This is a genomic window from Dictyobacter formicarum, from assembly GCF_016587435.1.
This window is the reverse complement of the sequence record NZ_BNJJ01000034.1, coordinates 1-12,132: the sequence shown is the minus strand read 5'-3', so window position 1 is coordinate 12,132 and position 12,132 is coordinate 1. Positions and strand designations below refer to the sequence as shown.

Annotated in this window: 8 protein-coding genes; 3 read left to right on the top strand and 5 right to left on the bottom strand. The window is 51.5% G+C overall.

What is annotated here, in order from left to right; genetic code table 11:
- Nucleotides 1–169 precede the first annotated feature (169 nt).
- Together JMI88_RS35700 and JMI88_RS35695 are read left to right on the top strand one after the other, a co-directional pair.
- Nucleotides 170–1,801 (top strand): peptidoglycan D,D-transpeptidase FtsI family protein, encoded by a 1,632-nt coding sequence (locus tag JMI88_RS35700; RefSeq protein ID WP_201366811.1) that lies wholly within the window; start codon nt 170–172, stop codon nt 1,799–1,801.
- A gap of 532 nt (nt 1,802–2,333) precedes the next feature.
- Nucleotides 2,334–3,347 (top strand): small ribosomal subunit Rsm22 family protein, encoded by a 1,014-nt coding sequence (locus JMI88_RS35695; protein WP_201366810.1) that lies wholly within the window; start codon nt 2,334–2,336, stop codon nt 3,345–3,347.
- A 149-nt stretch (nt 3,348–3,496) separates the two neighbouring features.
- On the opposite strand, the gene JMI88_RS35690 is transcribed toward JMI88_RS35695, so the two are convergent.
- Nucleotides 3,497–4,270, bottom strand: coding sequence for a gamma-glutamyl-gamma-aminobutyrate hydrolase family protein (locus tag JMI88_RS35690; RefSeq protein ID WP_201366809.1), 774 nt, complete (start codon nt 4,268–4,270; stop codon nt 3,497–3,499).
- Between the two features lie 904 nt (nt 4,271–5,174).
- Complete coding sequence (locus JMI88_RS35685; protein WP_201366808.1) at nt 5,175–5,762, bottom strand: acetate uptake transporter; 588 nt, start codon at nt 5,760–5,762, stop codon at nt 5,175–5,177.
- A 547-nt stretch (nt 5,763–6,309) separates the two neighbouring features.
- Between JMI88_RS35685 and JMI88_RS35680 the strand changes: the two genes are divergently transcribed.
- Nucleotides 6,310–7,812 carry an APC family permease gene (locus JMI88_RS35680; RefSeq protein ID WP_201366807.1) on the top strand — a complete coding sequence of 501 codons (1,503 nt, stop codon included), beginning with the start codon at nt 6,310–6,312 and terminating at the stop codon, nt 7,810–7,812.
- A gap of 226 nt (nt 7,813–8,038) precedes the next feature.
- On the opposite strand, the gene JMI88_RS35675 is transcribed toward JMI88_RS35680, so the two are convergent.
- From JMI88_RS35675 to JMI88_RS35665, 3 genes are all read right to left on the bottom strand, one after another.
- Nucleotides 8,039–9,406: a sulfatase family protein gene (locus JMI88_RS35675; protein WP_201366806.1), complete on the bottom strand. Its 1,368-nt coding sequence runs from the start codon at nt 9,404–9,406 to the stop codon at nt 8,039–8,041.
- Between the two features lie 334 nt (nt 9,407–9,740).
- The gene (locus tag JMI88_RS35670; RefSeq protein WP_201366805.1) at nt 9,741–10,808 is read right to left on the bottom strand and encodes a Gfo/Idh/MocA family protein; all 1,068 of its coding nucleotides are present in this window, start codon (nt 10,806–10,808) and stop codon (nt 9,741–9,743) included.
- The coding region (locus tag JMI88_RS35665; RefSeq protein WP_201366804.1) for a sulfatase family protein at nt 10,786–12,132 on the bottom strand (1,347 nt) is incomplete at its 5' end. The genes JMI88_RS35670 and JMI88_RS35665, both read right to left, overlap by 23 nt.

Here is a 12,132-nt window from a genome sequence, read left to right as displayed (position 1 = left end):
CAACAACCTGGAGGAGACAAGTGCAATAGGGCAGAAAGCTCTATTGATGAATAGGAAAACCGGACAGAAAATCGTCCTTTTTCTTGCAGCGTCTGAACATGAATGATACACTGACAAAGATCATCTATATCAGGCATACCGCAGGTATCAGAGTCAAAAAGGTGCCTTTATGAATATTAGCTCTAGCATACGAAAACTAACTTATATCTTTGTGATCCTTTTCATCGGCTTAAGTGGTGGATTGGTATATTGGCAGGTAGTAAAAGCGGATAACGTCACAGCGACAATTCACAATCCCCGGCGCTGTTCAGCGGAAAATTCACCGGTACGCGGGCGCATCTTCGATCGCAACGGTGTCTTGCTGGCAGAATCGGTGCCCGCTCCCAATGTATGTGGCGGCTATATCCGTCACTATACCGATCCATCGCTGGCCGCGCTCATTGGCTATTATGCTCCAGGAGCATTTTTGCCTGGTATTGAGGGCCAATATAATGATGTGCTCACCGGCAATTCGGGACGCACCGCGTTAGATAACGAAATCAACAAAACGCTGCACAAGTCGCCGGTTGGTAACGACATTTATCTCACCATCGACGAGCGCATTCAAAAGATAGCAGTACAAGAGTTTAACGACTACCATCCCCAAACAGATCCCTTCTATCAGCAGCCATACTCGATAGGCAATGCCTTGCCCACGAACAAAGGGTCGGTAGTCATTTCGGATCCCCACACCGGTGAAATTCTGGCCATGGTCAGTTCCCCTGGTTATGATCCCAACAAAATGGTCGAGACATTGTCCAAAAACGATTATAGCTACTATGATCAGATGAACAAAGACCCTGATCATCCACTCTATGTTCGACCATTAAAAGAGCTCTATTCGCCAGGCTCGACCTTTAAAACGATGACCCTGATGGCGGCGCTCGATACTGGCACCACCACCCTGGATCACCAGTGGGATCAAAAAGGAGCCATGGGTCCGCTGTACTACGATGGGCGCCAGATTATAGGTGATAATCTGGGCTACAACCAATTTACGTTCCACTTCCCTATCACTACTGAATATGCATATGCGAATTCAGATAATATCGTGTTTGCCCAGCTTGGCGTCCAAACGGGCTTGGATAAATGGTTAGAGTACGCAAAAAGGCTCTACATCGACCAACCCATTCCCTTTGATTTACCGACGCAGACGAGCAGTGTCTTGAATAGTGATGGTAAGCCGTTGTCAACCCTCCAACTAGCCTCAAATGCCTTTGGACAGGGCGTGGTTAACATGTCACCACTGCAGATGTCGATGATCGATAATACCGTCGCCAATAACGGAGTGTTGATGCGTCCCATGTTGGTGTCAAAAATCACTGACAAGGATAAAAATCCGCTGCAGTCGGTTGAGCCCCAACAACTAAATACCGTGGTGAGCAAGGATACCGCTTACCAGGTCAGGCAGGCCATGGCGGCTGTGGCAGTCTGTGGTGGTGCTTGGCATCTGGGCCAGAACTTCGGTTATCAATCGGACATCATAGGTAAAACGGGTACTGGTGAGGTTGGTGGCGGCCTGGCAGCACATGGCTGGATGATTACACAGGCACCATTTACGCTGCACAGTACCGACCAGATGCCTGCGCTCACCATTGTCGCCATGCGTGAGAACGGTGGTGAAGGGGCATACATAGTTGGTCCCGCCATCTGGAAAATGTATAACGCCATCTTCGCCCAGGGGTATGTCAAAACCACCATGCCGCCCCCGTTATATTCACAACCCTACTGCCCCAGCACAAACCTGTGGCAGGGGCGCTAAGCATTTGCTCATGAAACGCGTTCTCGGAAACATGATATCGTTTCTTGAACATATTCATGCGTGAGCGAAAAATCGGGCGCAAGGCCCGAACCTATGGGTGCCATATTCCTTGATGCGTTTCGATGGCCCATGCGATGAAACCTTCAAAACCCATGATCCCAATAGGTTCGGGCCTTGCGCCCGATTTGTGCCCTTGACAAGCGACCCTGTTTCCCTCGCAGAGAGAATGTTCAAGCCCAAGAACCACGATCACAGGGGCATCGTCCCAAAAACCTCTAATTGTAAGGGACATATGCCCCCATATCTTTTTATTGATTGTGAAGTGTGAGAAATGCGCAGATGCGCATTTCTCACACTTCACAATCAATATTTTTGAGCGCCGTAGGCGCGTAGCGTTAGGGGCCGAAGGCACGAACTGCATGCTAACATGCACTCACTATGAAAAAGGGCCAGGTTGTTGCACTACTTCATCTCAATCTGCTAAAGTAACAAAGACAAAAAATGTGTTTAAAGAGGGACGCTAGTAGAAAATATGTCGATGTTATCCTTACCTGACCAGCTAGAGAGTGCGATCGAGAAGGCATTGCAAAGTGTGCCTGCATCTAAGTGGAAGAGCGCGGCTCGGGCCTTGAGCGAACGTTATCGCACGCAACGCACGGGACAGGAGTCCTCGCTGGCTCGGGGAGCCGATGCAGCGCTTGGCTATGCCGCGATTATTATGCCTGCGGCCTACGCGCAGCTCAGTGGCGCGATGATGGCAGTCAAGACTCGTGTCCCTGACTGGCAACCAGCTACGATGCTGGATATAGGCAGCGGACCGGGGACCGCCCTCTGGGCCGCCACCGAGCAATGGCCATCGCTAAAACACCTGACGGCCTGGGAGCGCGAGCCCTCTTTTATCGAGCTGGGACGCCAGTTGACCCGAGGAAGCGAGAAGGCGGCCCTCAAGCAAACAAACTGGCAAAGGGCTACCATCGGCGGAAAGCTACCGGGACAGATTGAAACCTACGATCTCATCGTGCTCGGGCATGTACTCAACGAGCTACCGGAAACGTTGCGCCAGGAAATTATTACGCTAGCCTGGCAGCATTGTTCGGGCGTCTTGCTCATTGTCGAGCCCGGCACATCGGTAGCCTTCCCTATTATCAAAGAGATGCGCGCATACCTGCTCAGCCTGGAGGCCCATATTCTGGCGCCTTGTGCCCACAGTATGAACTGTCCCCTGGTCGATGACTGGTGCCACTTTCCACAACGCCTGGAACGCCCCTCCTTCCAACGCCTGGCCAAAGGTGGGAGCGCTGGTTGGGAAGAGAGCAAGTTTTCCTATGCCGCACTGGCCCGCTTCCAGGCGGATACCAGCATCTGGGGACGACTGATTCACCAGCCACACAAATCCAAACGAGACGTCACCCTCACCGTCTCCAGCGCGCAGGGAATCGTCGAACTACACATCCCAAAGAATGAGCGCGAAGCCTTTCGCAGCGCCACCGACTACGACTGGGGCGATGTCATCGAGAGCGCGCCAAAAAATTATAACGTTCTATAAGACAAGCCAGTCTGCGACATCATTATCATCCTTACAGCCACACGCGCAATAAATAAGACTCACGAAAACGGTAGACAACATTTTTGTCTTCCCACTTTCGTGAGTCTTATTTGCGATTGTATATCATTGCTTAATAATCAGAGATTTTGTTATGCGCTGGCCGACCATACCTGTGACACCACGCCCAATTGCTGGCTCATCTTATCGATGGAGGCTTCCACAAATGCGCGAAACAGGCGTGACCAGATAGCATTATCACGATAAAGTTCTTCTGGATGACACTGCGTAGCCAGCATAAAGGCACGCTCAGGCATCTCCATTAACTCTATAATACCATCTTCCGCCAGGCCACTGGCAATAATGCCATCACCCAGCTTTTTGACAGCCTGGTGATGCAGGCTATTGACCAACACCTTATCAGCACCTAGAATCTGGTGCATCCTGCTATCAGGCGCGATACTCACGCTATGGATCGTCTGGTTGCGAGGTAAATGCCAGTTGGCATGTCGTAAACCATTAGTATAACCAGTATCCAGATCCTGGTAGAGGGTACCGCCGCGCGCGACATTCATCAATTGCATGCCACGGCAGATGCCAAGTGTGGGGATATCTTCTTGATAGGCCCAGCGAGCCAGGTGCAGCTCTAATCTATCTAATACCGGATCAGTCTCATCAATAGCGGCAATAACTTCTTCTTTATATGCACTGGGGTGTACATCAATCCCCCCTGAAAGTAACAGGCCATCCAGGCGAGAAAGCAACGAACGGAGACTCTCATAATCATTCATAATAGGAATAATAATAGGCACTCCCCCCGCACTCTCCACCGCATGAATATAAGATTGATTGCTATAATATACAGGTTTTTCGGCATTTTCACCTCTAACCCCAGTTCGACTCGGTATACCAATTAATGGTCGCATTCTCACCACTCCTATCTATATTTTTGATAACATAATAGCGTTCTTGATTATTCCTTGCGGATAGCTTTTAAACGCGACACAGGCAACTACATATGTGCTGGAGAACACCCATCCCTACCACTGCTGCTTCCAAATATATGGACAACAAACCAGAAAACGCTAAGAGTTTACAACTAAACTTAGAAGATACGTACAATAGATCCGCGTCGTCAGTGACTTTTTTCAGAATTCGTACTGAGGAAATTTATACTTACTATTGTTTTACAGTCGACTAATCTGGCTTGTCAAGCGCCCAGGACTTTTTTGTACGTTTCCACAAAACAATGTAAAGTATTCGTGATTATGTTGTGATACATATACATTAACAAATGTTAGATCGTATAACAGGAATAAGTAGCCACGTCAATATTAGCAATAGATGCGCAAAGCGCAACCGGAACACTAATTCAAAGTATATTGAATATAACGTTGAATGATCACATATCGGTGAACGTTTGAGAATTTTTTCTGACACCTTCAGATTAACATAGAGCAGCTATGCAGTGATGCACAATTCCACTGCGTAATTAATCACCAATCAAGGAATATACCTTATCCAGGATAAGAAGGTCTGATGAAATGGATGGGTCTGGAGCTAATCCAAAAGCAAAATATATCGGCCGCAAGGGCCGAACCTATGGGCAAGGTTATCGTGGTGAAGCCAAAATCGGCCGCAAGGGCCGAACCTATTAGCGCTACTTGAGGTGTGCACGAAGGTGCTATTGGATGTATCAATAGACGGCTAGCCTGCTTGCATCTCAAATAGCGCTATTCATATGCTGCTGTACTTGCCGCGCTCGTCATTGGGCGATCAGAAGTTCATAGCATCCAGACTACAACGGGACAGTTAGATGGCGTCAGCGTTTCAGGATCGAGGGCCAACAGGCAATCCAAAAGGTGCCTTAACGGTCGTCAATAGTCCTGCCAGGGCCGTGTACCAGGCAACAAGCGCTGTGATAATACCAAGCCAACCACCAATAACATTAAAGGCGGATCCACCACCCAGCGCGCCAATAGTCAGGGCCAGGAGGGTAAGGAACAGGAATAAAAACACACCCATTAATGCGAAGTTACTGCGCAAGGAAGCAATAAACATAAGGCCGGTAAAGATCGTCCAACCGAGAAAGAAAAAGCCAAGAGCGGTATTGTTGGGAATTAACTTGAGTTGCAAGGTGGCCGCCACAGCCAGCCAGAAAGCACCATATGATGTGAATGCCGTCGCACCTAAGGTGTTGCCCATCCTGAATTCCCACATGCCCGCCAGTAACTGCCCCAGGCCACCATAGAACAGGGCCAGACCGATCACAATACCAGCACCAGTAAACAAATTAGCGTTAGCCGCACTCAAGACAAACGTAGTCAAGGCAAAAGCACACAATCCGAGAGGAGCAGGATTTACCGCAGCCGCAACCTCTTCTGTTGCAGCCTCGTTTTTTAAAGCAAACCGGGCCATAATATGGTTCCCACCTTTCCTAGCATGTTTCTTACACACATCGCTGCACAAAACTATGGGCAGGCGATATTCTTCACGCAGACATAGTAGACAGGCATCGTTACCTGCTGAGTAAGGGTGAAACAGGTAAAGTGGAACAGATTACAGAAACGGCATTTTGATAATTCCCGTGCCTGGTGGCCTCCTTTCACATGATCCGTTTGAAGGATCACGCTAACTATCATAATTCCCGCCATATACTATTGTACGATATAATAAAGTGTTTGCCAATTGCTAATATTTGCTACATGGTCACATTTTTGTGCATCATTTTTCTGTTGTATTTCCTGGCAAGGAATGAGGCATAACTTTAAATTGAAATTGGAGCTAGCAACATGTTAATATTGAAAACAATAAGTACACATGCGCTTCATAAGTTCAACGGGAATACACTAAACCTCATATACTTCAGCAAAACAATGATATGCTTGAGACATATCATTGCGTATCGTTTACATAACGAACTGATACAGTATTTTTGAAAAGCTGAAAGGCGGGCTGATATTCCATGGAAACCAATTCAGACCATGTATCTGGTGTAACCTTACGTTCAGAGCGTATCGCTGGCGGCCTCCTCCCCAAAGTTCTTAATTCTTTTGATATGGTAGCCATCTTTGTAGCCATCGTGCTCTTTGCCAGCAATGGAGCCGTGGTGGCAGGCAGCGCCGGACCCTCAGCATATATCTACTGGGCGCTTGGCTTTATTACCTTCCTCATCCCTGGCGCGATCGTTACCGGACAACTCGGCCTGATGTTCCCCAACGAAGGCTCAATCTATATCTGGACCAACAAAGCCTTCGGATCTTTCATGGGTTTCTTTGCCGGCTTCTGCGCCTGGTGGCCCGGTATTCTGGTGATGATCGCCACAGGAGATGGCGTGGTATCATTGCTCCAGCAGTTGAACAGCAGATGGCTAACTGAGCCCTGGCAACAAGGGCTAATCATATTACTGGTCATAGTCTTCTCATTCATCCTCTCCGTTTTGCGTTTCCGTGTCACCCAGAATTTCGTCAACGTGGTCTTTGTAGCTTACGGAGGCGCCATCCTGCTGGTCGGACTGGCCGGGCTGCTGGCCATCTTTAGTAGGCATCCTGCGCCTGTGGACTATGCAGGGCACAACTGGCTGCCCGTATCTTCAAATTGGACCTTCTATGGAACGGTCATCCTGGCCCTGCTAGGCGTTGAAGTTCCGCTGAATATGGGCGTGGAGATCACCCATCCACGCTCGATCACGCGTTATCTACTGTGGGGCTCGGCTGTCGTAATCGCGGGCTACCTGCTAGTCACATTTGGAGTAATGACCGCCGTCACTCCGGTGAGTGCCCAGGGCAGTCCATCCGCCATCGCCCAGGCGGTCAAGTCCAGTTTTGGGGCAGTCGGGCCCATCCTGGGAGTCATTGTGAACATTATCTTTATTGGCTTCTTCCTGTTTAATACCGCCGTCTACAATTACTCGTTCGGGCGCCTGCTCTTTGTCTCGGGACTCGACCGCCGCATGCCAGCGGTCATTAGCCGCGTCAATGCCAATAAGGTGCCCTGGGTAGCGGTATTAACGCAGACCATCATTGCGGCTTTCTTCACCGTCGTGACTTTTGTCATCACTCCCTATGCCCTCAACACCGGTCTGAAGCCCGCTGACCTCTCCACCGTCATCTATGATATCTTGCAGGCCGCCGTCACTGTCATCTGGTGCGTCTCCATGGTCATCCTCTTTATTGACGTGATCATCATTCGCAGCAAGTATCATGCAGACTTCGGGCGGGCCCGTCTGGCACCCGACTGGGTCTTCTATGTCTGCTCGATCGTGGGTCTGATAGCCAGCGCAGTTGGCATCTATGTCACCTTTACCGGCCCCTGGACAAGCTTGATCTCATACACGCAGTGGTTACTCTGGATTGGCGGTATTGGCCTCATTTCTCTGCTGATCGGTGTCGCGCTTTTCTTTGCGGGACAACATTACGTCAAAAGTGACACCAATGATGAAGAGGTTATTGCCCAGGCCAGTGCCTGAACCTGTCATATCGCGATAACTCATTCTTGATCCCAGCCAGCATTGGCTGGGATCAGCATTACCCATCAGAGCACCCCTGAGCCTGGGAAACGCAGGCGTCCCCAATCTTTTTTATGTTGGGTGCAAAACGTGCGCTTTGCATATGTTTTGCACCCAACATAAAAACTTCTTTTGAGCTCAGCACCTATGGAACTGTACAAAAACACAAAAATAGGCATCAATGAATCTAAGATTTTTTTCGGGCCAACAGGCGCTTCATGAAGCGTTCGTAGGATAGGCTTAGACCTTGCGCCTGAATGGGATCGGGCTCTCCGGTGATCATTGACATGCGCGCGCGCCAGTTACGAAGCAAGTCGAGCATTTCGGATAGCTTCTCCGGCTGCTGCTGGCTGAGGTCATGCTGCTCAGCGGGATCGTGGCGCAGATCGAAAAGCAGCGGGGCAGGCGAGCGTTGCCTGCCATAGAAGTCGGGCAACGGCTGGCCATGCAGGTCCTCTACGATGGGTAGAATAACCTTCCATTCGGAGGTACGCAAGGCGATTGAGGCCTGACGCGAAGACTCAATGGAGACGATATAGGGATGTGGTGATGTGGACGTCGAACCGTTCAGCAATGGTAGCAGGCTCCTCCCATCCAGGGCATATGGTAGGGAGGGTAGGCCAACCAGTTCTCCCAACGTAGGCACAATATCCAGGTGTGAGACCATAGGATCGATACGTCCGGCTGGCTGTCCGGGCCGATGCAGCATGAAGGCAATACGGGTCACAGCATCGTACAAACCATGGTGATCAAAATAGAAGTCGCCCTCACCAAAGCATTCCCCATGATCGGAAAGCAACACAAAAATAGTATTCTCCCATAAAGCCAGCGCCTTGAGAAACTGCACCAGTCGACCAACCTCAACATCCACCTGGCTAATCTCACCATCATACTGGGCCACCACATAAGCATAGTCATCTGGATGACGCAAGTGCATATCTCCCAGAAAAGCGTTGTAGTATTCCGGCTGAAGTTTGCGCACCTCGGCCAGGTCAATGGGGCCAGAGCCAGGTTCATAATGCATCGTGTCATAGGGTGGCAAGGGGGCATAAGGCGTGTGGGGGTCCCAATAATGCAGAAACAAGAACAACGGCTGATCAGCATATTCGTGCAATAGACTGAGGGCCCGGTCGGTCAACTGCTGGCTCTGATCGCCGAAAGGTTTGTAGAGAAAGCCAGAATAATAATCATAGCCACGCGCAAACCAGCTGCCACGTCCCTCGCCCTGCACTGCCAGGTTATCGCAGGCCGCCGTCACATAACCACGCTGCTTAAGCAGCTGGGGGAGCATCTGGATCGAAGAAGCCAGGCGGCGCTGACCCGTATGCGATACTACGCCATGGCGATACGGATGCAGTCCGGTGTAGAGGGTAGTAAAGGAGGGCATGGTCGGGATACCAGCGGCAAATGCCTGTTCAAAAACCTGGCTTTCAGCGGCCAGGGCATCAATATACGGTGAAGTTGGTCGCGCATAACCATAACATCCCAGGTGGTCAGCACGCAGACTATCGATCGCCACAACCACAATGTTGGGCAACTTCGATGAAACGGTCATACTTTATCCTCTCTTGATTAGACGGCAGCAAGAATAGCGAAAATACAGATAGGTGGAAGAGAAAACAACAAGAAAAGCGATGCGTAGCTTGCGACCCTCGCGGTCGCTTGCCCCACCATTTGTGGGGCCCTGTATCCCAGATATAAAGCATAGCTTTCCACCATCACGTGGCCCTACGTGGTGCCCAAAAGGAACCTTCGCTTGTGGGTACAGAAACCGCCACGAGGGACCGAACGACGAGGGAACAGGGCCGCCACGCTGCGGCGGGCGACAATCGGAGGCAAGCTCCGAACCTATGGGTTTCCTTAAAATGCATTGCCCGCAGAGGGCGCGCCTATAGCGAGATCCGCCGTCCTTCGCGTGCTGCTTGATAAGCACCCAGCACCATCTCGATGCATACTCGTCCATCTTCAGCGCTGGCCAGGGGACCGGCCTGGCCGCGCAGATAGTCGATCAGCGGACGAGGCACAGCCCGAATGCGATTACCATGCGGCACATCAGCCGGAAAATCAAAGCGTTCCCAATCGGCGGCGCCAGCTCGATAGAGCTTGAGGGCCGTCGCACCTGGCGGTCGTGGCAAGGATGAAGAGACCAGGTCGCCATAATCCTGGATCAATGTTCCTTTGTCGCCGTAGATCTCGGTTGTTGAGGTGGCCGCCAGCATGGTCGAGCTATTAAGCAAAATGCCCATCTCGCGCTTGCTAAAGCGGTAGATCGCCACCCCGTTATCGTCCGGCGCTACGGTTGTCACCACATTATCGATCTCGGCAATGACGCTGGTAGGCCGCCCCAGCATCCAGTAAAACCAGTCGGCGGCATGAGAAGCATCATCCATGAACATGCCCATGTTCTGAACGGGATCGATATGCCAGTTATCAGGTCGCGCAAAATCAGGATTGAGCAGGACCCCGATCGCATGGCGGCGGCGCACAATGGCAATATTGCCCAGGGCGCCTTCGTCCAGCAGTGCTTTGATCTTCTGGTTAACCGGATCCGCTCGCATCTGATAGCACAGGCTGAACTTGATGCCATAGCGCTGCACTGCAGCAATGATAGTATCGCAATCGTCCAGAGTCAGCGCCATCGGCTTCTGCAACAGGATATGCTTACCGGCCTGAGCAGCGGCCAGGACATGGGCTGCATGCTGATTGGTCGGGCTGGTCACAAAGACCGCATCGATATCTGAGCGTTGTAAGAGATGGTCAAGATCCGCCTCAAAATCCAGACCATATTTCTGACACTGCGCACGGCCACGCGCCTGATCAGCATCCCAACCAGCAACCACTTCGGCATCATCAAAATGCCGAAGTGTATCCAGATAAGCATTAATATGGGCATGGGCAAAACTGATAACGCCCAGACGGAGCGCATCCGGTAGCTTATTCATCTTTGACATAGCCATGCAAGCGCACTCCTTTGTCCTCGTCCTGCAATTCATTGGGTACGGTCAGCGCTTCGGGAGAAGGAATAGTGGCCGCCATGCCATGAGCACGCTCGGCCAGCGGCGTGGCTCCGGCTCCAACTACTTCACCAGGCCTGGGCGTCCCAATTCTCACGCCACAGTGTCCCTGCACGCGCAAAGGATCAATCGAACGGCCGGTTTCCTGCAAGCGTTTGGCCACCCAGGCGTCCAATCGCTGCTTGAGCTCACGAGCCACGTCCGGCTGCTCATTGATCAGATTGTGCTGCTCCTGCGGGTCTGTTTGTAGATCGAACAACTCCTGCATCGGCCGTCCATGCGGATCTGGCTCGATAGAGTCAATCAGCTTCCAGCGCGTATTGCGAATCGCCCGCTTGACCTCCCAGGTAGCCTCAGACAGATAGAGCTCATCATAGTTACCATCGCGCAACCCGAACATCGGTGCCAGCAAGCTCACGCCCTCCATGGCATCGCGATCGGACACACCAACCAGATCCAGCAGCGTCGGAGCCAGATCTACATTCTGGACAAAGCCAGGCACGCGCCGACCAGCTGGCAATTTCCGCGGCCAGTAAAAGATCAACGGCACATGCACATTCCCTTCATAAAGGCCATGGTGGTCAAAATACCCCTGCTGCTCATCAAGGATCTCGCCATGGTCGGCGGTCAGAATGACCAGTGTATCCTCCTGAACAGGCGCCAGGGCGGCAAAGATGCGGCGCAGATGCTCATCCATATAGGCGGTTTCGCCGTCATAGAGATTGATCACGAACTCGGAATCGGTGACGCCGGGCATCCATTCGTGGAAATACCAGCGGAACGGCTCCCAGTTCCAGGCCTCATCCATGCTATGGTTATCCAGAGCATAAGGATCACGCCCCTCAGGATAAAACTTGTGCGTATATCCCGGCGGTGGCAAGTAGGGTGTATGGGGATCCCAGTAATGCAGAAACAGGAAGAAGGGCTGGTCCTGACCGCGCAGTCGCTCAATCACCGGCAATGCTTTCTCCGTGACCGTCTCAGCCTTACGCAACACGGTTGGCACCGAGCGATCCCAGGCATAGGTCACATATTCATCAAAGCCACGCGGAAAGTGCCGCTCCATACTATCGACGGCCGCCGTCACATATCCATGCTCCTTGAGAATCTCGGGCAGGAGACGCACACCATCGGCAATCGGCACACCACCACCGATATTGACAATATCATGGGTGATAGCCTCCTTGCCCGTCAGCATCGTCGTAAAACTGGGATGGGTCGGGATATTAGGCGCGTAGCAACGCTCGAACAACACGCCCTGCTCGGC

Excerpts from the sequence above, each read along its gene's own strand:
- JMI88_RS35685 (WP_201366808.1), bottom strand. The coding sequence starts at position 5,762 with ATGGCCCGGTTTGCTTTAAAAAACGAGGCTGCAACAGAAGAGGTTGCG.
- JMI88_RS35675 (WP_201366806.1), bottom strand. The coding sequence starts at position 9,406 with ATGACCGTTTCATCGAAGTTGCCCAACATTGTGGTTGTGGCGATCGAT.
- JMI88_RS35680 (WP_201366807.1), top strand. The coding sequence starts at position 6,310 with ATGGAAACCAATTCAGACCATGTATCTGGTGTAACCTTACGTTCAGAG.
- JMI88_RS35690 (WP_201366809.1), bottom strand. The coding sequence starts at position 4,270 with ATGCGACCATTAATTGGTATACCGAGTCGAACTGGGGTTAGAGGTGAA.
- JMI88_RS35695 (WP_201366810.1), top strand. The coding sequence starts at position 2,334 with ATGTCGATGTTATCCTTACCTGACCAGCTAGAGAGTGCGATCGAGAAG.
- JMI88_RS35700 (WP_201366811.1), top strand. The coding sequence starts at position 170 with ATGAATATTAGCTCTAGCATACGAAAACTAACTTATATCTTTGTGATC.
- JMI88_RS35670 (WP_201366805.1), bottom strand. The coding sequence starts at position 10,808 with ATGGCTATGTCAAAGATGAATAAGCTACCGGATGCGCTCCGTCTGGGC.